At 59.8% G+C, this 20,398-nt stretch carries 20 protein-coding genes; 4 read left to right on the top strand and 16 right to left on the bottom strand.

The window, feature by feature from the left end; all coding sequences use genetic code 11:
* Positions 1–7: 7 nt before the first annotated feature.
* From HBN63_RS19500 to prfB, 4 genes are all read right to left on the bottom strand, one after another.
* Positions 8–559, bottom strand: coding sequence for a hypothetical protein (locus tag HBN63_RS19500; protein ID WP_090248542.1), 552 nt, complete (start codon positions 557–559; stop codon positions 8–10).
* 30 nt (positions 560–589) lie between these two features.
* Positions 590–1,303, bottom strand: a complete 714-nt coding sequence (locus tag HBN63_RS19495; protein ID WP_167141924.1) for a TetR family transcriptional regulator — start codon at positions 1,301–1,303, stop codon at positions 590–592.
* Between the two features lie 127 nt (positions 1,304–1,430).
* On the bottom strand, positions 1,431–2,933 hold the full coding sequence (gene lysS / locus HBN63_RS19490; RefSeq protein ID WP_090251173.1) for a lysine--tRNA ligase: 1,503 nt from the start codon (positions 2,931–2,933) through the stop codon (positions 1,431–1,433).
* Between the two features lie 61 nt (positions 2,934–2,994).
* Positions 2,995–4,090 (bottom strand): peptide chain release factor 2 gene (gene prfB, locus HBN63_RS19485; protein WP_170050553.1). Its coding sequence is split into 2 segments (ribosomal slippage): positions 2,995–4,017 and positions 4,019–4,090, totalling 1,095 coding nucleotides; the frame shifts between segments, so codons are not numbered across the junction.
* Positions 4,091–4,260: 170 nt separating this feature from the next.
* On the opposite strand from prfB, the gene HBN63_RS19480 reads away from it, so the two are divergent.
* Positions 4,261–5,898 carry a sensor domain-containing diguanylate cyclase gene (locus HBN63_RS19480; protein WP_170050552.1) on the top strand — a complete coding sequence of 546 codons (1,638 nt, stop codon included), beginning with the start codon at positions 4,261–4,263 and terminating at the stop codon, positions 5,896–5,898.
* A 3-nt stretch (positions 5,899–5,901) separates the two neighbouring features.
* Here HBN63_RS19480 and HBN63_RS19475 read toward each other — a convergent pair whose 3' ends face one another.
* Positions 5,902–6,696 carry a hypothetical protein gene (locus HBN63_RS19475; protein WP_170050551.1) on the bottom strand — a complete coding sequence of 265 codons (795 nt, stop codon included), beginning with the start codon at positions 6,694–6,696 and terminating at the stop codon, positions 5,902–5,904.
* Positions 6,697–6,787: 91 nt separating this feature from the next.
* Positions 6,788–7,534, bottom strand: a complete 747-nt coding sequence (locus tag HBN63_RS19470; protein ID WP_170050566.1) for a tellurite resistance TerB family protein — start codon at positions 7,532–7,534, stop codon at positions 6,788–6,790.
* 289 nt (positions 7,535–7,823) lie between these two features.
* Between HBN63_RS19470 and HBN63_RS19465 the strand changes: the two genes are divergently transcribed.
* Positions 7,824–8,495: a transglutaminase-like cysteine peptidase gene (locus HBN63_RS19465; RefSeq protein WP_170050550.1), complete on the top strand. Its 672-nt coding sequence runs from the start codon at positions 7,824–7,826 to the stop codon at positions 8,493–8,495.
* Between the two features lie 4 nt (positions 8,496–8,499).
* Here the strand turns inward: HBN63_RS19465 and recJ are convergent, their stop codons facing one another.
* From recJ to HBN63_RS19450, 3 genes are all read right to left on the bottom strand, one after another.
* Positions 8,500–10,212 carry a single-stranded-DNA-specific exonuclease RecJ gene (gene recJ / locus HBN63_RS19460; protein ID WP_170050549.1) on the bottom strand — a complete coding sequence of 571 codons (1,713 nt, stop codon included), beginning with the start codon at positions 10,210–10,212 and terminating at the stop codon, positions 8,500–8,502.
* A gap of 202 nt (positions 10,213–10,414) precedes the next feature.
* Positions 10,415–10,954, bottom strand: coding sequence for a YaeQ family protein (locus tag HBN63_RS19455; protein ID WP_160085224.1), 540 nt, complete (start codon positions 10,952–10,954; stop codon positions 10,415–10,417).
* Positions 10,955–11,048: 94 nt separating this feature from the next.
* Entirely contained in the window at positions 11,049–11,612 is a 564-nt protein-coding gene (locus HBN63_RS19450; protein ID WP_170050548.1) for a rhomboid family intramembrane serine protease, read from the bottom strand.
* A 259-nt stretch (positions 11,613–11,871) separates the two neighbouring features.
* On the opposite strand from HBN63_RS19450, the gene HBN63_RS19445 reads away from it, so the two are divergent.
* Positions 11,872–13,071, top strand: coding sequence for a CaiB/BaiF CoA-transferase family protein (locus HBN63_RS19445; RefSeq protein WP_170050547.1), 1,200 nt, complete (start codon positions 11,872–11,874; stop codon positions 13,069–13,071).
* A gap of 23 nt (positions 13,072–13,094) precedes the next feature.
* Here HBN63_RS19445 and HBN63_RS19440 read toward each other — a convergent pair whose 3' ends face one another.
* The 6 genes from HBN63_RS19440 to xerD form a co-directional block, all read right to left on the bottom strand.
* The gene (locus HBN63_RS19440; protein WP_170050546.1) at positions 13,095–13,829 is read right to left on the bottom strand and encodes a transporter substrate-binding domain-containing protein; all 735 of its coding nucleotides are present in this window, start codon (positions 13,827–13,829) and stop codon (positions 13,095–13,097) included.
* A 31-nt stretch (positions 13,830–13,860) separates the two neighbouring features.
* The gene (locus HBN63_RS22155; RefSeq protein WP_223181888.1) at positions 13,861–14,121 is read right to left on the bottom strand and encodes a ribosomal protein L7/L12; all 261 of its coding nucleotides are present in this window, start codon (positions 14,119–14,121) and stop codon (positions 13,861–13,863) included.
* Between the two features lie 89 nt (positions 14,122–14,210).
* A complete protein-coding gene (thrC, locus tag HBN63_RS19430; protein WP_167141976.1) occupies positions 14,211–15,620 on the bottom strand; it encodes a threonine synthase in 1,410 nt (469 codons plus the stop codon).
* Between the two features lie 65 nt (positions 15,621–15,685).
* Positions 15,686–16,990 (bottom strand): homoserine dehydrogenase, encoded by a 1,305-nt coding sequence (locus tag HBN63_RS19425; RefSeq protein WP_170050545.1) that lies wholly within the window; start codon positions 16,988–16,990, stop codon positions 15,686–15,688.
* 112 nt (positions 16,991–17,102) lie between these two features.
* The gene (gene dsbC / locus HBN63_RS19420; protein WP_170050544.1) at positions 17,103–17,828 is read right to left on the bottom strand and encodes a bifunctional protein-disulfide isomerase/oxidoreductase DsbC; all 726 of its coding nucleotides are present in this window, start codon (positions 17,826–17,828) and stop codon (positions 17,103–17,105) included.
* A 93-nt stretch (positions 17,829–17,921) separates the two neighbouring features.
* A complete protein-coding gene (gene xerD, locus HBN63_RS19415; protein WP_170050543.1) occupies positions 17,922–18,818 on the bottom strand; it encodes a site-specific tyrosine recombinase XerD in 897 nt (298 codons plus the stop codon).
* 223 nt (positions 18,819–19,041) lie between these two features.
* On the opposite strand from xerD, the gene HBN63_RS19410 reads away from it, so the two are divergent.
* Positions 19,042–19,719, top strand: coding sequence for a hypothetical protein (locus tag HBN63_RS19410; protein ID WP_160085231.1), 678 nt, complete (start codon positions 19,042–19,044; stop codon positions 19,717–19,719).
* A 22-nt stretch (positions 19,720–19,741) separates the two neighbouring features.
* On the opposite strand, the gene HBN63_RS19405 is transcribed toward HBN63_RS19410, so the two are convergent.
* The gene (locus HBN63_RS19405; protein WP_090248566.1) at positions 19,742–20,146 is read right to left on the bottom strand and encodes an acyl-CoA thioesterase; all 405 of its coding nucleotides are present in this window, start codon (positions 20,144–20,146) and stop codon (positions 19,742–19,744) included.
* Between the last annotated feature and the right edge of the window lie 252 nt (positions 20,147–20,398).

Raw genomic sequence — 20,398 nt, 5'->3', positions numbered from 1 at the left:
CAACCTGCTAGTCACCCGCCCGCTGATAACGCGCGACTTCGATAAACACATCCGAATTGGCCTGGTCGTCGAGATAGCTGAACACCTGCTCCAGCGGGCTGCTGATCAGCACGCCATCGCCTTCTGCACCATCAATTACCTCGCCCTGTAAGGCGCCCTGCTCCAACTCTTGAAGGATGCGGTCGACATCCAGGTTGTAGATCACCAGCTCATTGCTGGTGGTCAGCTCAAAACCGGCGATGGCGAAGTTCGCCCCCAGGCTTTTCGGCAACCCCGCCGACAGGTACCAACGGCGGCCATGATGGGCCACGGTAAAACCGTACTCCTCGACGCTGTCGAGGTTGTCCAGGCTGTCGACATAGGCCCGAGCCTTGTAAACATTAGAGCCGGAGCGGGTAATTTGCAGATACAGCTGCTCGCCCCACTCATTCTTGCGCGACCACTCGCCAAGCAAGGGAATCGGGGCTGCTTCATTGGCGGGAATCGGGTCCTTGAAGGTCACCAGACAGCCACCAAGCAACAGGAAGGACACGGCAAGCAGCGCGCGCCAGGCTTTCATTCAGCTCTCCTTGTGAACGGATTGACCGGGTTACAAGCCCAGTACCAGATGCATATAGCGTTTAAGCATGGCCAACATCTCTTCACTGTCTAGATGATCAACGCCATCAAGCAGGCCCTGATACTCCATGCGCACAATAATCGCCGTCAAGAGCTTGGCATCCTGCTCTGCTTGTTGTGAGCCCAGTACTTCAAAGAAGTGCGTCACACCCTGCAGCAGAATCTGCCGATGGGCCCGCAACAGTTCATGCAGGCGTGGGTTAAGCAAGGCCTCCTGCTGAAAGGCCTGCTCGGCCAGCAGGTGCTCACGGCGGGTCAGCAATTGCTGACGCACGTACTCCACCGCCAACCGGGCGATTTCATTGGCCAGACGCCGGCGCGCCTCGGCACTGCCATCCAGACGGTTGACCTGCTCACGCAACAACCCTTCGGTACTACTCCAGAACTGGCCCATATGCGCCGCACTGCGCTCGACGAACTGGGCAAAGGTGTCGGTGATCAGGTCATTAATGTCTTTGAAGTAATAGGTAGTCGCCGACAGCGGTACTTCGGCCTCAGCGGCCACCGCGCGGTGGCGTACGGCACGCACGCCTTCACGCACGATAATACGCATGGCGGCATCGAGAATGGCCTGACGGCGCTGTTCACTGCCCTGTCGGCTGGCTTTGCGGCCTTGGTATTGCACGCTCTCGGCGACGGCGTTGGCCACCAGGGTGGCGCTTTCTTGGGCAGGCTTGGCTGTCACAGCAAGACGATCCTCTGTCGTTTATTCAAGATTACTAATGACTTAGTCAGTAAATCTCAAAAATAATCCATCTGCAGACAATAAAAAGCCAGGCAATAAAAAGCCGCCCGGAGGCGGCTTAGCAACATCAGGCCTGCGGGCGCATGTGCGGGAACAGGATCACGTCGCGAATCGACGGTGAATTGGTCAGCAGCATCACCAGACGGTCGATACCAATACCCTCGCCAGCGGTCGGCGGCATGCCGTACTCCAGGGCGCGGACGAAGTCGGCGTCGTAGTGCATGGCTTCGTCGTCGCCGGCGTCCTTGTCGGCCACTTGCTGCATAAAGCGCGCAGCCTGATCTTCGGCATCGTTGAGCTCGGAGTAGGCGTTGGCGATCTCGCGGCCACCGATAAACAGCTCGAAGCGGTCGGTAACGCTCGGATCATCATCACTGCGACGGGCCAACGGCGACACTTCAAACGGGTAGCGCGTAATGAAGTGCGGCTGCTCCAGTTTGTGCTCGACCAGCTCTTCGAAAATCATCACCTGCAATTTGCCCAGACCTTCAAAACCCAGCACCTTGGCGCCGGCCTTCTTAGCGATGGCACGGGCCTTGTCGATGTCGGTCAGGTCGGCAGCAGTCAGCTCAGGGTTGTACTTGAGGATCGAGTCGAACACCGACAGACGCACGAACGGCTCGCCGAAGTGGAACACTTTGTCGCCATAAGGCACGTCGGTGGTGCCGAGTACCAGCTGAGCCAGCTCGCGGAACAGCTCCTCGGTCAGGTCCATGTTGTCTTCGTAGTCGGCGTAAGCCTGGTAGAACTCCAACATGGTGAATTCCGGGTTATGCCGGGTCGAGACACCTTCGTTACGGAAGTTGCGGTTGATCTCGAACACCTTCTCGAAGCCACCCACCACCAGACGCTTGAGGTAAAGCTCCGGCGCGATACGCAGGAACATCTGCATATCCAGGGCGTTGTGGTGCGTCTCGAACGGCTTGGCCGCTGCGCCACCTGGGATGGTCTGCAGCATCGGCGTTTCCACTTCGAGGAAGTCGCGCTTCATCAGAAAGCTGCGGATATGCGCGATAACCTGCGAGCGCACGCGGAACGTCTGGCGCACGTCTTCGTTGACGATCAGGTCAACGTAGCGCTGACGGTAGCGCTGCTCGGTATCGCTCAGGCCATGATGCTTGTCCGGCAGCGGGCGCAGCGACTTGGTCAGCAGGCGCACGTCGGTCATTTCCACGTACAGGTCGCCCTTGCCGGAACGGGCCAGGGTACCAACGGCGGAGATGATGTCGCCCATGTCCCAGGTTTTCACCGCGGCCAGGGTTTCTTCGGACAGGGTCTTGCGGTTGACGTAGACCTGGATGCGCCCGGTCATGTCCTGAATCACCATGAACGAGCCACGGTTGAGCATGATGCGCCCGGCTACCTTGACCGGAATGGCCGCCTCGGCCAGCTCTTCCTTGCTCGATTCGGCGTACCGTTTCTGCAGGTCGGCGCAGTAGTTGTCACGGCGGAAATCATTCGGGAAGGCATTGCCCTGTTCACGGATAGCAGCAAGCTTTTCCTTGCGCTGGGCAACCAGCTTGTTTTCTTCCTGTTGCAGGTCGTGCTGGTCGAGTTGTTGGTCGCTCATGGTCATCGGTTTCCGTCACGGGTTCGTCACCTCCCCGCACAGGGGGAGGAACTGAAAGGTCTTACAGGCCCTGTTTCAGGCTGGCTTCGAGGTATTCGTCGATATCGCCGTCGAGCACCTTGTCGCAATCGCTGCGTTCGATGTTGGTCCGCAGATCCTTGATCCGCGAAGCATCGAGCACATAGGAGCGGATCTGGTGGCCCCAGCCAATATCCGACTTGGTCTCTTCCAGCGCCTGGGAGGCAGCGTTGCGCTTCTGCACTTCCTGCTCGTACAAGCGCGCACGCAACATCTTCATTGCGGTGTCTTTGTTGGCATGCTGTGAGCGTTCGTTCTGGCACGCCACCACGGTGTTGGTTGGTACGTGGGTGATACGTACCGCCGAGTCGGTGGTGTTTACGTGCTGACCACCGGCACCAGAAGAGCGATAGGTGTCGATGCGCAGGTCAGCCGGGTTGATCTCGATCTCGATGTTGTCATCGATTTCTGGCGAGACGAACACCGCCGAAAACGAGGTGTGGCGACGGTTGCCAGAGTCGAACGGACTCTTGCGCACCAAACGGTGCACGCCGATCTCGGTACGCAGCCAGCCAAAGGCATATTCACCCTTGATGTGCACGGTCGCGCCCTTGATGCCAGCGACTTCGCCGGCAGACAGTTCAACGATCTCGGCGCTGAAGCCACGTTTGTCAGCCCAGCGCAGATACATGCGCAATAGGATGTTGGCCCAGTCCTGCGCCTCGGTGCCGCCGGAGCCGGCCTGAATGTCGAGGTAGGCGTTGTTCATATCCATGTCGCCGCTGAACATACGGCGGAATTCCAGCTTCTCGAGAATGCCGCGCAGGCGCTCGACTTCGCTGACGATATCGCTCACCGCACCTTCGTCGTTTTCTTCGACGGCAATATCGAGCAGGTCGCGCGAGTCGGCCAGACTGCCAGTAAGATCGTCGATGGTCTCGACGATCTGCGCCAGCATGGCGCGTTCGCGGCCCAGGTTCTGTGCGTATTCGGGGTTGTTCCAGACGTTAGCGTCTTCGAGTTCGCGGTTTACTTCGACCAGACGATCATGCTTGTGATCGTAGTCAAAGATACCCCCGAATAGTCTGGGTGCGCTCGGACAGGTCCTTGATGCTATTAAGGATCGGGTTGATTTCCATGGCTGGCAGCACTCGTAGGTCAAACTTTCGGAAAAGCCGGCGAGTATACCCCACTCGAATCCGCCCTTGCAGCCCGCAATTGGCGCTGGCGCACAGCCATGCAGACCAACGGCGCACTATACTCAAACTCATCTGTACACTGCCTACCCGCCCTCAGGAGCCGTCGTGCCATGACTTCATCGCACAGCCTGCGTAGCCGCTTCGCAATTCTGATCGCCCTGCTGGTCGCCAGCCTGAGCTGGTTGCTCGGCACCCTGATTGGCCATGACGCCAGCCAGCGCATCCGTGAGGAAGTGGGCCGCGACCTCGCTGAAGTCTCCTTCATGATGGTCGATCGCCTAGACCGCGACATGCAGAGCCGCGCCGCCATGCTGCAGGTGATCGGCAAACTGCGCGCCCTGCGCAAGCCAGACGATATTGTTGAAGTACGCGTGTTGCTTGATCGCCTGCAAACCGAGTTTCCGAGCATCGCCTGGATCGGTTTTACCGATACCCAGGGCACGGTGCTGGCCTCAAGCGATGGCGTGCTTGAGGGCGCCAGCATCGGCCAGCGCCCCGTATTCCTCGAAGCACAGAAAAACGTATTTATCGGCGATGTGCATGAAGCCGTGCTGCTGGCCAAACTGCTGCCCAACCCAACCGGTGAGGCCATGAAATTCGTTGATATCAGCCTGCCGGTGTTTGCCACAGACGGCAGCCTGGTGGGCGTGTTGGCCTCGCACCTGTCCTGGTCGTGGGCTGACGAGGTGCGCCGGGCCATTCTCGAACCGATCCAGAAACGCCGTAATGTCGAGTTCTTTGTGATCGGCAAGGACCGCACGATCCTCCTGGCACCCAAAGACATGATCGGTCAACGCCTGCACCTGCCCGCCCTTAACGAAGTGACGCAACGCGATGACTTGTGGGCCGTGCAGGAATGGCCGGACGGCAAGCAGTACCTCACGGGCCTGGCGCTGAGCCAAGGCCACATGGATTACAAGGGGCTGGGCTGGACAGTAATTGCCCGCCAACCGCTGGACGAAGCCTACGCCCCAGCGCGCGAAACCACGCTCTACATTCTGCTTTGGGGCAGCGTCCTGGCGCTGCTGTTTGCGCTATTGGGTTGGCTGATCACCGGTTACTTCACCCGCCCCTTGCGGCAGATCGCCGAGGCGGCGGACCGCCTCAGCGCCGGAGAAATCAGTGTGATACCGGAGCTGAAAAGCACCCGGGAGATCGAAGCACTCAGCAACTCGATCCGCCATTTGGTGGAGAGCCTGACCCATCAGCAAAACGCCCTCGGCGTCATGGAAAATCTCGCCCACCACGACGCACTCACCGGCCTGCCCAACCGCGTCGCCTTGGAAAGCTACCTGCCACGCGCCCAGCAACGCAGCCAAGCCGGCAGCAATTGCCTGGCGTTGTTCTACCTGGACCTGGATGGTTTCAAACCGATCAACGATCAGTTCGGCCACGCGGCGGGCGACCAACTGCTGCGTGAGGTGGCGGTGCGGCTGCGCAGCTGCCTGCGTGAGGGCGACCTGGTCGCACGTCTGGGCGGTGATGAGTTCCTGATGGTGCTTTCAGTGCCCAACAGCGAAGCGCTGCCACAGGCACAGCTGATAGCCGAACGCACGCTGGCGGCACTCAGCGCCCCCGTTGACCTGGGCAATAACCAAGTCAAGGTTGGCTGCAGCATCGGTGGCGCGCTTTGGCCGTTGGACAGCAGCAACTTGGCCGAAGCCTTGGAGCTGGCCGACCAGGCGTTGTACCGGGCTAAACATGCTGGCAAGAACTGCGCGGTGTTCCACACGGCCTACAAACACTGAGGCTTATTTAGCGCGCAGACGCAGCAACTGGTCCGCCATCTCGGCCGCGTGCCGCTCGACCACCAGCGGCACCAGGTTGTCGTTGTAGCCGACCAGACGCGAGTAGATAAACTTCCAGCGCGTCTGCGCCCGTTGCAAACGCTGTTGCTGCTCGCCGGTCAACTCAGTCGCCAGGGTGGCGAGTTCGGCATCAACCTGCTTGGCCAGCACATCGATATCCTGATTCAGGTAATGCTGCTGTTGCTCAGGCAGAGTCTCGATATCACCAACATAAGCCCGCGCGGTGTAGCGCGCCGCCAGGTATTGCACCTTGGCCGGCAGGCTTTGCAAACGCAGGTCTGCCGACGTCAAGGGTTGCGCCAGGCCTTTTAACAGCTGCTGCTCAAGCGCCTCCAAGGCCGCCACCAGCTCACGCTGAGCCTTGCTGTACTGAAAATTGAACTCCCACGGCAGGTCCGGCTCACTGGGGTTGTAGGCCAGAGTCTGTTCGACTAGGGCGGTAAAGGATGCCAGCGGCGGCTGCAACTGCTCCATCGCCAAGCGCGCTGAGTCGGTCAGCGGCTGCGTCTGCGCGGTCGCCAGGCTTTCACGCAGTTTGCTCAGGTCAGCCTGCACCTTGGCCGCCAGCTCGGCATGTCCGCCTTCACCACGATGGATAAACAGATCAGTACTGGCGCGAAACACCTGTACCTGCGCCAGCTGCACTTGAGTCAGCGCCACATCAGGCGCGGAATGCACGATTGCGCTGAAAAGAACCAGCGCCAGACTCAGCAGGCAATTCGTGTAGGTGCGGCGCATCAGGCATCCATCCATAGCAAGGAAAGGCGCCGATTATAGGGAGGCCGCCGGCTAGCGGCCAGAACCCTGGGCAAATGGCCGCTACGCGCTATTAGCCCGCCACCAGCTCCTGACGCACCTGAGCCTCAAGCTCGGCCTTTAGCGCCGGATCCAGCTTGAGCTGACGAGCTAGCTCTTCCAGGTAGGCACGTTCCATAAAGTGCTCTTCATCGACCATCAGCACACTGGCTATGTACATTTCAGCGGCCATTTCCGGCGTGCTGGCCGCGCGGGCGATTTCGGCGGGGTCCAGTGGTTTGTTCAATTCGGCCTGCAGCCAATGCTGCAGCTCGGCGTCGCCGGTGAGCTTGACCAGCTCGCCTTCGATCAACTCCCGCTCGCGGGCGTCGACATGACCATCGGCTTTGGCCGCACCCACCAGCGCCTTGAGAATGGCTTGGCTGTGAATCTCAGCCTGAGGTGCCGGCAAGCGGTCCAGGGTTTGCGGCTCAGCCTGTGGCGCACTGGCTTGCTGCGACTGCCAGTTGCTGTAGGCCTTGTAGGCAACCACACCAAGTGCGGCCAGGCCGCCGTAGGTCAGCGCCTTGCCGCCCATTTTGCGCGCACTCTTGTTGCCCAGCAGCATGCCAAGCGCGCCAGCGGCCAACGCGCCACCGCCCGCGCCTTTGAGCAGAGTGCCGAGATCACCGCCCTGGCCACTTTTACCGGCGCCGCCGAGCAAACCGCCCAGAGCGCCGCCAAGGCCACCCGCTGAACCGCCTTTGCCGCCGGCGGATTTCTGTTGCATCAGGTCCTGGCCGGATTTCAACAACTGATCAAGCAAGCCACGGGTAATCATCAAGCGCTCTCCCTAAAAATGGTTGTGCAAGCACACAGACCGATTCTAGAGAGGGAGGTTTCTCGCCACCTAACGCCAGAGTGCTTCGAAAGATTGCCAACGAGTGTGAAAGCCAGGGAAACCGGCTATTCGTCGGCTTTCTGCCGGTAACAGGACTGCAAATATGTCAAATAGTGGTCACCATCACATTCTGCCGATGGTCGATCTATATTTGACGCCGATAGGATGACGGACACAAACCTCGCAACGGCAAAAGGCTATCAAGAGCCTACGCCGGAGACTTCGCGCCATGCACCCACGCGCCAATCGCCCCGCCCACCGCTTGCTGCGCAGCTTGCTTGCCAGTTGCTGGCTATTCAGCCCGGTGCTAGTGGCCGATGCACCGACCACCCAACACAGCACCCTGGCTAAGGCTCTCAGCGATACGCGTCTGGCCAGCTGGATCAACCTGCTCGACAACTCAACCGGCGACGACGAGCGCGCCCAACTTGAGCGGGTCAACCACTTCATCAACCGTTCAGTGAGTTTTGTCAGCGACCAACAGGCCTGGGGAGCCGACGATTATTGGGCCACGCCGGCGCAAACACTCCGCCTGGGCCAAGGTGACTGCGAAGATTTCGCCATCGCCAAATACTTCAGCCTGGTGCGTATGGGCGTGCCGAGCGACAAACTGCGCCTGACTTTCGTCAAGGCACTCAAGCAGAACCAAGCGCATATGGTGCTGGCCTATTACCCCAGCGCCAGCGAACAACCGCTGATTCTCGACAACCTCGACCCACGCATCCGTCCGGCCAGTGAGCGTGGCGATCTGCTGCCGGTGTATTCCTTTAATAACCACGGCGTGTTTCTGGCCAAGTCGCCGCAGCGCCTCAGCCAGCCACCGGAGTTTCTCGCCCGCTGGTATGAGCTGAGCGAACGCGCGCTGGCCGATGGCTCAGCCGCGCCCTCACCACAGAGCTAGCCAATCAGCGCGGGCTGATATGGGCGATCAGCAACTGCACACTTTCTTGCCCACGGTATTCATTGACGTCCAGCTTGTAGGCCAACTCAACCCAGCGCACGGTCGGGTTCGGCCAGATTTCGCGATCCACACCAAAGGCGATGCCATCGAGCTGCACGCTGCCGCATTCGCTTTTCAGCACCACTTTGAGGTGCCGCTCACCCACCACCCGCTGCTGCACCAGCTGAAATACGCCATGAAACAGCGGCTCAGGGAAATGCTGACCCCAGGGCCCGGCATTGCGCAGTTCCTTGGCCAAGGGCAGGTGGAATTCTTCGATAGACAAGGCGCCATCGGACAGCAACCGCCCGGTCAGATCGTCCTCACACAACTGGCGGCGCACTTCGGCGTCAAAGGCTGCGGCGAAGGCGCCGAAATTCTCCTGCGGCAGTGACAACCCGGCAGCCATCGCGTGGCCACCGAACTTGCTGATCAGCTGCGGGTGTTTGGCGGCCACCGCATCCAGCGCATCACGAATATGAAAACCCGGCACAGAACGCGCCGAACCTTTCAGCACACCATCGCCGGCATCGGCAAAGGCGATGGTTGGACGGTGATAACGCTCTTTCATCCGCGAGGCGAGGATGCCGATTACCCCCTGATGCCAATCCGCCTCGAACAGGCACAAACCAAAGGGCATGTCTTCCAACGGCAAGTCCTTGAGCTGGGCCAAAGCCTCGCGCTGCATGCCCTGCTCAATGGCCTTGCGGTCCTGATTGAGCTGATCGAGCTGCACGGCCATATCGCGGGCCAGCGCTTCGTCTTCACAGAGCAGGCATTCGATGCCCAGCGCCATATCATCCAACCGCCCGGCCGCATTCAGCCGTGGGCCAAGGATAAAACCCAGGTCCGTGGAGGTGATGCGCCGATGATCACGCCCCGCCACTTCGAGAATCGCGCGCAAGCCCGGCCGCGCACGGCCGGCACGAATCCGTGCGAGGCCCTGATGCACCAGAATGCGATTATTGGCATCCAGCGGCACCACATCGGCCACGCTACCCAAAGCCACCAGATCAAGCAGCTCGCCCAGGTTCGGCTCTGGATGCTGAGCACTGAACCAACCTGTTTCTCGCAGCCGCGCACGCAGCGCCAGCAGCACATAGAACATCACCCCAACCCCAGCCAGCGCCTTGCTGGGGAACGCACAGCCCGGCTGATTAGGATTGACGATGGCATCCGCCGCTGGCAACTCGGCACCGGGTAAATGGTGATCGGTAACCAGTACGGTGAGCCCCGCGGCCTTAGCTGCGGCCACGCCTTCGACGCTGGAAATACCGTTATCCACGGTAATCAGCAATTGCGGCTCGCGTTCTAGCGCCACTGCGACGATTTCAGGCGTAAGTCCGTAGCCGTACTCAAAGCGATTGGGCACCAGGTAATCGACATGCGCTGCGCCGAGCATGCGCAGCCCCAGCACACCGACCGTGCTGGCGGTGGCACCATCGGCATCGAAGTCGCCGACGATCAACATGCGCTGGCTTTGCTGCAGCCCTAGCACCAGCAAATCGACTGCCGCGTCCAGGCCTTTAAGCTGCTGATACGGAATCAGCCGCGCCAGGCCCTTGTCCAGCTCGGCAGCCGACTGCACGCCGCGAGCGGCATACAAACGGGTCAACAACGGCGGCAGAGCGCCAAGATTAGGCAGGATTTCAGGAAGCGGGCGGGACTCGATACGCATGGTTATTCTTTGTCATGTAGGGCGGGTGCAACCCGCCGAAATCAAAACGGGGCGGGTGCTGCCCGCACTACGACTAGCTGTAAATGAGCACTACTCGCTTCGCTCGCCCTTCGGGCCGCGCTAAAGCGCGTTAGCCGCAAGCGGCTTGCCGAGCCTGTTTTTAACGCAGCAGGGCCGACGCGCAGCAGATCGCAATAGGTTCTTAGCGCTCGCCAGCCAACCACTCGATCGGCAGCTCATGCTGGCCGCGCTCATCGGTGACGAACAGCTCACCGTCGCTGATCATCACGCTCCAGTTCAGCGAGCGCGGCATATCCAGCGCCAGCTTGGCCAAGGCTTCCTGGTCGAGGGCGACGACGTTGATATTTTTCAGGCTGCGCACCGGATCGAGCGCCTTGGTCTGCCAAACGCGCAGGTTGCCGTAGGCCACCAGGCTGAATTTTTCGGTACGCCGCGAGCACCAGGTGATGCGGTCGCTGTCTGGCTGACCGACTTCGATCCAGTGCAGCACACGGTCATCCAGGCTCTTTTCCCACAACGCCGGCTCATCCACATCCGACAGGCCGCGACCGAAGGCCAGCTGCTCGTGATAGAACAGGCAATAGGCCACCAGCCGCGCTGCCAGGCGCTCTTCGGTCTCCGAAGGGTGCTTGGCCACGGTGAAACGCAGGTTTTCATAGACACTGCGGTCCATGTCGGTGAGGTTCAGCTCGATTTTGTAAGTGGTAGACGGCAGGGCCATGGACGGGGCTTCTTGACTGGTCGAATAAGCCGGCAAGTCTACCGCAAAGGCAGCCCTGCAACGAACCCGAGCGCTCGGTGGAGCAGAGCCCTATTCAACCGCCCTGCTGTCGCCGCCGCGGGGCATAGCGCCAGGCCGCGTAGAGCGCACCGCACAGAGCGCCCGCCAGATGATATTCGAAGGAAATACCCTGCTGCGGCAACAGACCGAATACCCAGCCACCATTCAACAGCAGCACCAGGACCGCCAGCAGAAGATCCAGCCAACTACTGCGAAACCAGGCACGCGCCAGCAATAACGACCAAAGCCCGAACAGCCAGCCACTGGCTCCGACATGGATACCCTCGCGGCCGAACACCCAGACCAACAAGCCACTGCCGAGCAGTATCACCACACTTGCCTTGATAAAGTCGCGCCGCGATTCAAGTAGCGCCAGCAGACCAAGCACCAGCAGCCCGCTGAGATTGCTCAACAGATGCGCCCAGCCGCCATGCAACCAGGGTGCGAAGATAATGCCCGGCAAGGATTCGACCCGCCGCGGTATCACCCCCCAGATATTCAGGCTGTAACCGCTCAGGCTGTTACCCACCTGCAAAAGCAGCATCAGCACGGCAATGCCCAGCAGCAACTGCAGGCGTACCAGCAGCCAGGTTTTCATGGTCGCTCACCGGCCATACAATCCGGCCGCGACGGGCTGGACAGGTGCCGATACAGGCAGGGCTCGAGGGTCATCATCGGGTTTAGCGCATCCATCAGGGCAGTAAGCCGTTATGCCGGATATCGGCCGGGCTTTCCAGAGGGCAGATTGCAGCGGCTCGGCCACTGCAGCCGGTGCCTTGCCGCAACCGCCTGGAGCAATAGCCCAACCGCGCACAATGCAATAGGCTTAGCCGCGCCCCACAAGCCTAGGAGACAGCATGTCCTTGCCCAGCAAACCCCTCGCCGACCTGAAAGTGATCGAGCTCGGCACCCTGATCGCCGGCCCGTTTGCTTCGCGCATCTGCGCCGAGTTTGGCGCAGAGGTGATCAAGGTCGAGTCACCGGACGGCGGTGACCCGCTGCGCAAGTGGCGCAAGCTGTATGAGGGCACCTCGCTGTGGTGGTTTGTGCAGGCGCGCAACAAGCAGTCGATCACCCTCAACCTCAAACACGAGGCCGGATGTGAGGTACTGAAGAAGCTGCTTGGTGAAGCGGATATTCTGATTGAGAACTTTCGCCCCGGCGTGCTGGAGAAACTGGGCCTGGGCTGGGACGTGCTGCATGCACTGAACCCGAAGCTGGTGATGGTGCGCTTGTCAGGCTTCGGTCAAACCGGGCCCATGAAAGATCAACCGGGTTTCGGTGCAGTGGGTGAGTCCATGGGCGGGCTGCGCTACATCACCGGCTTCGAGGATCGCCCACCAGTGCGCACCGGCATCAGCATTGGTGATTCGATTGCCGCGCTGTGGGGCGTGATCGGCGCACTGATGGCGCTGCGACACCGCGAAGTGAACGGCGGTAGCGGCCAGGTGGTGGACGTGGCGCTTTATGAGGCGATCTTCGCCATGATGGAGTCCATGGTGCCGGAGTTCGATGTGTTCGGTTTTATCCGCGAGCGCACCGGCAACATCATGCCCGGCATTACGCCCTCCTCCATCCATACCAGCAGCGACGGCAAACATATTCAGATAGGCGCCAACGGCGATGCGATCTTCAAGCGCTTTATGCAGGCCATCGGCCGCCGGGACCTGGCAGACGACGTGACGCTGACTAGCAATGACGGCCGCGATGCGCGACGCGACGAGATTTATGGCGTGATCGACCGCTGGGTCGGCTCGCTGCCGCTGGAGCAGGTGCTGACGACGCTGAACCAAGCCGAAGTGCCGGCCAGCCGCATTTTCAGCGCTGAGGACATGTTCAACGACCCGCAGTTTCTCGCCCGAGAAATGCTCCTGTCGGCCAAGCTGCCAGACGGCAAAGCCTTCAAAATGCCCGGCATCGTACCCAAACTAAGCGACACACCAGGCGAGGTGAACTGGGTCGGCCCGGAACTGGGCGAGCACAATGAACAGGTGCTGAGCCGGTTAGGTTACAGCGGTGAGCAGATTGCGGCTTTACGCCGCGACGGTGTCATCTAATCAGCCATTGCATGTGCGCGCAATTAGAGATGAATGCCATACCTGGCATAGATCGCGTCAATTACACCGCGCTGCTTGAGCGTCAGAATGGCGGCATCAAGCTTGCCGACCCAGGCCTCATGGCGCGGCTGAACACGCATGCTGATATCAAAAGAACTCATCACATCGCCAATCTCGAGATCCCGATACTCAAGGATCTTTGCCAGGCTGTATTGCGCAATCGCCTTATTGACCACAATTTGATCGAAGCGCGATTTGGCCAGCATCTCCAGCAATTGCGCTTCATTCAGTGCATTGCGCCGATCCAGCAGCCCCTCATCAATCAACGCACGCAGGTCTGGGTAGGCATAGCCACGCACTAACCCAACTGACTTACCGCGCAAATCCTCAGGCCGCGCCACCGGGAAGGCCTTACCTGGGGCAAATACCATGACATCGACGACCTTGCCAAACGGTACCGAAAATACCCCAGGCGTCGACTGCCCCTGCACCCAGCCCGGATAAACACCCGGCTCGATATCCAGTTGCCCGCCATTAAACAACAGGCCAAGGCGCGGATAGGGGTAGTAGTGCACGTTGAAGGTATCGCCCGTCAGCTTGCCCAACTCATCGAAAATATCCTGATAGATGCCGGTCTTATCCTGCTCGATCATCATCGGCGGGTAGTTATAAAAACCAACATCAAAACTAGCGGCATGGACACCAGCCAGAGGAGAGAAACCGCACAGCAGCACAACCGCTTTGATCAACCCCTTCACCCGACTACCTCTACTGCACAACACACTGCCGCTAAAACGCGCCAAACCACCAGGCCACTGCAGCACCCAGCACGAGCAAACCCAGCCACCAGACGATACCGCCATGCCCGCCCGACTGCACCACCGATACACCTGCCATCTGTCGATCCGTTCCGCAGCCCTCGACTAAATCCTTGGCCTCTTTCAAGCCCAGCCCCCTGAGCTCGCGCAGCAGTTTGATCGCCTCGATTTTCTGCCCACGCTCAAGCGCCGCCACTACCTGCGCGGGTAAATCCTGATCAGACTCAGCCATCGCACATCCCTCTCCGGTAAGTAGCCAGAGCATAGCCACAAAAAAAGCCGGCCCCTTGCGGGTACCGGCTTTATTGACCAGCGCCGGGCTTACAGCGGCTTGCCGCGATTACCGTGCTGGGCCACAAAGCCCTGTACGGTTTTCAGGTCATTGGCCAGAACCGTGCAACGCTCTTCACGCTCGAACAGATCCGCCAGGTGCGCCGGCAAGGCAGGCGCCTGACCGACACCGGCCTTCTCAACGGCTTCCGGGAATTTCACCGGGTGCGCGGTACCGAGGATGACCATCGGCGTCGCCAGGCTGCGACGGCACTCACGTGCAGCACGCACGCCAATGGCCGTGTGCGGATCAAGCAGCTCGCCACACTCGTTAAACACCTCGGTGATGGTTTCGCAGGTCTGCGCATCATCCACCGCGAGGGAGTCGAACAGCTTGCGTGCTTCGGTCCAGCGATCCTGATCAACACTGAAACCGCCGCCCTGTTTGAAGTTGGCCATCAGCTCGGCGATTGCCGCACCGTTACGGCCGTGCAGGTCAAACAGCAGACGCTCGAAGTTCGACGACACCATGATATCCATGGACGGCGACAGGGTCGGATGCAAGGTGTCTTTCACATACTGATTGCCGCTCATAAAGCGGTGCAGGATGTCGTTACGGTTGGTCGCGACGATCAGCTGGCTGATCGGCAGGCCCATGTTGCGCGCCAGGTAGCCGGCGAAGATGTCACCGAAGTTACCAGTCGGTACCGAGAACGCGATGGAACGCGCCGGACCACCAAGCTGCAGGGCTGCGTGGAAGTAGTAAACGATCTGGGCCATGATCCGCGCCCAGTTGATCGAGTTCACCGCGACCAGACGGGTGCCTTTGAGGAAGCCCTGATCAGCGAAGCTGTCCTTAACCATTTCCTGGCAGTCATCGAAGTTGCCTTCGATGGCGATGTTATGGATGTTGTCGCCGAGGATGGTGGTCATCTGCCGGCGCTGCACCTCGGACACACGGTTGTACGGGTGCATGATGAAGATGTCGACGTTATCGCAGGCCTTGCAGCCTTCGATGGCCGCAGAGCCGGTATCACCGGAAGTGGCGCCCATGATCACTACGCGCTCATTGCGCTTGGCCAGCACGTAATCGAGCAGACGACCGAGCAGCTGCAGGGCGAAATCCTTGAACGCTAGGGTGGGGCCGTGAAACAACTCCAGCACCCACTCGTTACCGTTCAGCTGACGCAGCGGCGCGACAGCGCCATGGGCAAACACGCCGTAGGTTTCTTCGAGGATCTTTTTAAAGTCGGCATCCGGAATGCTGCCAGTGACGAACGGGCGCATAACCCTGAAGGCCAGCTCGTGGTACGGCAGGCCGGCCCAGGAGGCGATTTCTTCCTGGGTGAAACGCGGCAGATTTTCCGGTACGTACAGGCCGCCATCGCTGGCCAAGCCGGCGAGCAGCACATCTTCGAAATTCAGGGCCGGTGCCTGGCCACGGGTACTGATATAGCGCATAGGGGCAAACCTTCGGTTAAATCTTCGAGAGCCACCGCAGCCCGGCTGCGGCGGCCAAAAGCGGATTAGTTCAGCTGCTCGACGCGGATACGCACAACGCTGCCGACCACATCAGTCAAGGCTTCAAGGGCGCTGATCGCCTCATTGATTTGTGCCTCTAGCACGCGATGGGTGACCAGGATCATCGGCACCAGACCGTCCTGCTCCTCAGCTTCCTTCTGCATGATCGACTCGATATTGATCCCGCGTGCCGACAGGATGCTCGCCACCTGGGCCAGCACACCCGGATGATCCTTGGCCTGAACGCGCAGGTAATAAGCGCTCTCGCAAGCCTCAATCGGCAGTATCGGGTGATCGGACAGCGAGTCGGGCTGGAAGGCCAAGTGCGGCACGCGGTTGGTTGGATCGGCGGTCAGCGCACGGACTACGTCAACCAGATCAGCGATCACCGAAGACGCAGTCGGTTCCATACCAGCACCCGCGCCGTAGAACAGTGTGCTGCCGGCGGCATCACCATTGACCATTACGGCGTTCATCACGCCGTTGACGTTGGCGATCAGACGATCCGCCGGAATCAGCGTCGGGTGTACGCGCAACTCGATACCAGCGTCGGTACGACGGGCAACGCCGAGGTGCTTGATGCGATAGCCCAGCGCTTCGGCGTAGTTCACGTCAGCGGTGGTCAGCTTGGTGATGCCTTCGGTGTAGGCCTTGTCGAACTGCAGCGGGATTCCAAAGGCGATGGAAGCCAGGATGGTCAGCTTGTGTGCAGCATCGATGCCTTCAACGTCGAAGGTCGGATCGGCTTCGGCATAACCCAGCGCTTGCGCCTCAGCCAGCACGTCGTCAAAGGTGCGACCCTTCTCGCGCATTTCGCTGAGGATAAAGTTGCCAGTACCGTTGATGATGCCGGCCAGCCAGTTGATACGGTTGGCTGCCAGGCCTTCGCGAATCGCCTTGATCACCGGGATACCGCCCGCAACAGCGGCTTCAAAGGCGACAATCACGCCCTTTTCACGCGCTTTGGCAAAAATTTCATTGCCGTGCACAGCGATGAGCGCCTTGTTGGCGGTAACCACGTGCTTGCCGTTTTCGATGGCTTTGAGCACCAGGTCCTTGGCCAAGGTGTAACCGCCGATCAGTTCGATAACGATATCGATCTCAGGGTTGTTCACCAGCTCAAACACATCGCTGGTGATGCTAATACCGGTCGTGTCGTACTGCGGCTTGGGCGAGCGAATGGCAATTTGGGCAACTTCAATACCGCGCCCTGCGCGCCGGGTAATTTCCTCGGCATTTCGCTTGAGTACATTCAACGTACCGCCACCGACGGTACCCAGCCCACAGATGCCTACTTTCACCGGTTTCACACTGAACTCCCCATCTGCACTGCGTAAAACGGCCGGAGCAAGCCCCGGCCGTAGAAAAGAGCCGCACCATACGAAGCGGCTGTTTATTAGTCAATCAGGCGCATGCCTCAGATCATTTGGATTCCAGGGCAATTTTCGCCAGCTGCGGAGCTGGTTGATAGCCCGGAATGATCTTGCCATTGGCCAGAACGATGGCGGGTGTACCGCTGACCCCGATCATTTGCCCAAGGGCATACTGCTTGGCAACAGGGCTGTCGCACTGAGCATCCGCCACGCCCTGACGGCTCTTCGCACGGTTCATGGCGTCTTGCTGGTCCTTAGCGCACCACACATTGGACAATTCTTTTGCCGCTTCACTTTCCAAACCTTGGCGCGGGAAGGCCAGGTAACGCACTTCAATGCCCAAACGATTGAGCTCAGGCACTTCACTGTGCAGCTTTTGGCAATAGCCACAGTCGGTGTCAGTAAATACGGTGATGTGGGTTTTCGGTTGCTTGGGCGCAAACACCACCATTTCCGAAGCAGGGATGGCATCCAGCAGCTTGACCACGCCCTTGCTCTCAGCGGCTTCGGTCAAGTTGACCGGCTTGCCGTCCTTGACCTGAAACAGGTAACCCTGCAGCAGAAACTGGCCGTCGGCGCTGGTGTACAGCTGCCGGCCACCGGCCAGCTCGACCTGATAAACGCCGGGCATCGGACTTTCGGCAATTGCCTCAATCGGCAGAGCAGGATCGATAGCTTTGAGGCTGTTGCGAATGGCCTGATCGGCATCGGCGGCAACGCCCACGCTGCTGGCCAGACCCAAGGCCAATGCAACAACAATGCGGTTAAAACGCATACAAACTCCTGGCGGAAGACGACCTAATAAAGGATGCACGCAGCCTACCATAGAAGCCCACAGAGGCCGACCATCGCAGGCCGGACGGCGTTCTCAGCCTCGCGGATGGTGCTGCGCATGCAACTCCTGCAGCCGCGCGCGGGCAACATAGGTGTAGATCTGCGTGGTTGACAGATCACTGTGCCCCAGCAACATCTGCACCACCCGCAAATCGGCGCCGTGATTGAGCAGGTGCGTGGCAAACGCATGACGCAGCGTATGGGGCGACAGGCTTTTACTGATTCCTGCCACTTTTGCCTGGTGCTTGATGCGGTACCAGAAGGTTTGCCGGGTCATCTGCTCGCCGCGCAGGCTGGGAAACAACACATCGCTGGGTTTGCCATCCAGCAGAAACGGTCGCGCCTCTTTGCTGTAACGCTCGATCCAGGCAATCGCCTCCTCACCCAGCGGCACTAGGCGCTCCTTGCTGCCCTTGCCGAACACCCGCAACACACCCTGACGCAGGTTGACCTGCTCCAGCGTCAAACCGATCAACTCGCTCACGCGCAGGCCGCAGGCATAGAGCACCTCAAGCATCGCGCGGTCGCGCAAACCAATCGGATCATCCAACTCAGGAGCGGCCAACAGAGCCTCGACATCGGCCTCGGACAACGACTTCGGCAGGGGCCGCCCCAGTTGCGGCAACTCCACCTGCAGGGTCGGATCACGGCTGATTAATTGTTCACGTAGGAGAAACCGGTAAAAACCGCGTAAACCCGAGAGCAGACGCGCGGTAGAGCGCGCCTTGTAGCCCTCATTCATGCGCCAGGCCAGGTGATCGAGAATCAGTTCACGCCCCGCGTCAGCCAGTTGCACATCACACGCCTGCAACCAGCCATTGAACAGCGCCAAATCGCTGCGATAGGCGGCGCGTGTATGGACAGACAAGCCCTTCTCGAGCCAGAGCGACTCAAGAAAACGGTCAATCAACAGGTGATCAATAGCAGGCATCAAAAAACCTCAAACGACATCCCCCTAGTGTCCACGAGCGCAGCGCCATGGGCCAGCGTTAAGCACATGCACGCAAGACCGCACCGGAAGGTCGATAGACAACCGACCAGCGGTGGCGAGACCAATGAAAAAAGCCGTCGTCACCCTATCTTTGGGAGGGTGACAGATGCCCATTTGCAGACCATGATTGCATCACGCCACTACAGCACAATGGTGCCAACGCATGTCCAGCCAACAGAACTCACGCCTTGGTCAGGTTCTGATCAACAAAGGACTGATTAACCGCGGCCAGCTGGATGCGGCCATTCAACTGCAACTCACCAACCATAAACGCCTAGGTGAGACGCTGATCGAGCAAGGCTGGCTAACTGAACGCCAGCTGAAAAAAGCCCTCAGCAAACAGAACAACCTGCGCCTGGCCGCCACTCTGGTCGCCGCCCTGCTCAGCCCCTTCCAGATTGCCAGTGCCGATGCACCACGCAACCTGCCCAGCGCCATCAGCCAGGAAGAAACCCCGCGCGGCCTGCGCCCGCTGAGCGATATGGAAATGAGTAATGTCAGCGCGCAGGGCCTGGACGATGTACTGCAAGGTTTGTTTCTACAGGCCGGCAGCGGCGACGGCCTGGGCACCGTTGGTCAATTAAGCAAACTGGTAATGCCCGTACTGAGCAGCCTTGAGGCGGAAACCTCGATGAAGGATGTGCAGTACGACACCAGCAAACTGACCTCTGCGATCAATGCCGATGGCTCAGTCAATGTGCGCCTGCCGAGTTCGATTGGTGAGCTGCGCTTCGACAACATCCGCGTTGCTGGCGCCTCACCAGGACAGAGCTTCGGCAGCCTGAGCTTGCACGATATCGACCTGTCGCAGGCCTCACTGCGAATCAGCCTGCACCAATAGAACCGACAGCAGACACCAGCCTTCAGACTGGCAACACAGGCACCGGCTTCTTCTGCCCGTCAATCGCGACAAAGCTAAACACGCCGCTGATTGCCCGTTCGCGGGCATCGCTGCACATGCTTTCGACAAACACCTCGACCTCGACTTTAAGGCTGGTATTGCCGACCTTGATCACTCGCCCAATCAGCTCGACGATCGAGCCGGCGGGAATCGCGTGCTTGAAGTCGATGCGATCAGACGACACCGTCACTAAGGGCAAGCGACAAAAGCGCGTGGCGGCGATAAACGACACTTCATCCATCCAGGCCAGCGCCGTACCGCCAAACAGCGTGTTGTGATGGTTGGTGGTCGGCGGGAATACCGCCTTGGTCACACGGGTTTCCGATAGCTCGATGCGCCGCAGGATTTCTTGCTCTCTCGGGGTCATACCACTACTGCCTGAATCAATCGGATGTGGCTGCCACTGTGCTGCGGGAGGTTCTTATGATTATTTTCACGCTGCCAAACGGGCAGAGCTAAGGCGGGTAAAACTTACCAGTCACCGGCCCAGAAATGCGGATTCCACGCCATCCGGCCACCCAGTCCGCTCTCATCTGGCCAGGCATTCCAGGGCCATCTGGCCACCTGTTCCACGGCCATCCGGCCGGGCAGTCGGAGCGCAGCGACGCAGGGGTGGCAT

The sequence above is a fragment of the Pseudomonas sp. WS 5011 genome (assembly GCF_012985775.1).
Classification (GTDB): Bacteria; Pseudomonadota; Gammaproteobacteria; order Pseudomonadales; family Pseudomonadaceae; genus Aquipseudomonas; species Aquipseudomonas peli.
The sequence above is the reverse complement of the archived record's forward strand: the minus strand, read 5'-3'. Positions and strand labels throughout refer to the sequence as shown.

Excerpts from the sequence above, each read along its gene's own strand:
- HBN63_RS19500 (WP_090248542.1), bottom strand. The coding sequence starts at position 559 with ATGAAAGCCTGGCGCGCGCTGCTTGCCGTGTCCTTCCTGTTGCTTGGT.
- lysS (WP_090251173.1), bottom strand. The coding sequence starts at position 2,933 with ATGAGCGACCAACAACTCGACCAGCACGACCTGCAACAGGAAGAAAAC.
- HBN63_RS19480 (WP_170050552.1), top strand. The coding sequence starts at position 4,261 with ATGACTTCATCGCACAGCCTGCGTAGCCGCTTCGCAATTCTGATCGCC.
- HBN63_RS19475 (WP_170050551.1), bottom strand. The coding sequence starts at position 6,696 with ATGCGCCGCACCTACACGAATTGCCTGCTGAGTCTGGCGCTGGTTCTT.
- HBN63_RS19470 (WP_170050566.1), bottom strand. The coding sequence starts at position 7,534 with ATGATTACCCGTGGCTTGCTTGATCAGTTGTTGAAATCCGGCCAGGAC.
- HBN63_RS19465 (WP_170050550.1), top strand. The coding sequence starts at position 7,824 with ATGCACCCACGCGCCAATCGCCCCGCCCACCGCTTGCTGCGCAGCTTG.
- recJ (WP_170050549.1), bottom strand. The coding sequence starts at position 10,212 with ATGCGTATCGAGTCCCGCCCGCTTCCTGAAATCCTGCCTAATCTTGGC.
- HBN63_RS19455 (WP_160085224.1), bottom strand. The coding sequence starts at position 10,954 with ATGGCCCTGCCGTCTACCACTTACAAAATCGAGCTGAACCTCACCGAC.
- HBN63_RS19450 (WP_170050548.1), bottom strand. The coding sequence starts at position 11,612 with ATGAAAACCTGGCTGCTGGTACGCCTGCAGTTGCTGCTGGGCATTGCC.
- HBN63_RS19445 (WP_170050547.1), top strand. The coding sequence starts at position 11,872 with ATGTCCTTGCCCAGCAAACCCCTCGCCGACCTGAAAGTGATCGAGCTC.
- HBN63_RS22155 (WP_223181888.1), bottom strand. The coding sequence starts at position 14,121 with ATGGCTGAGTCTGATCAGGATTTACCCGCGCAGGTAGTGGCGGCGCTT.
- thrC (WP_167141976.1), bottom strand. The coding sequence starts at position 15,620 with ATGCGCTATATCAGTACCCGTGGCCAGGCACCGGCCCTGAATTTCGAA.
- dsbC (WP_170050544.1), bottom strand. The coding sequence starts at position 17,828 with ATGCGTTTTAACCGCATTGTTGTTGCATTGGCCTTGGGTCTGGCCAGC.
- xerD (WP_170050543.1), bottom strand. The coding sequence starts at position 18,818 with ATGCCTGCTATTGATCACCTGTTGATTGACCGTTTTCTTGAGTCGCTC.
- HBN63_RS19410 (WP_160085231.1), top strand. The coding sequence starts at position 19,042 with ATGTCCAGCCAACAGAACTCACGCCTTGGTCAGGTTCTGATCAACAAA.
- HBN63_RS19405 (WP_090248566.1), bottom strand. The coding sequence starts at position 20,146 with ATGACCCCGAGAGAGCAAGAAATCCTGCGGCGCATCGAGCTATCGGAA.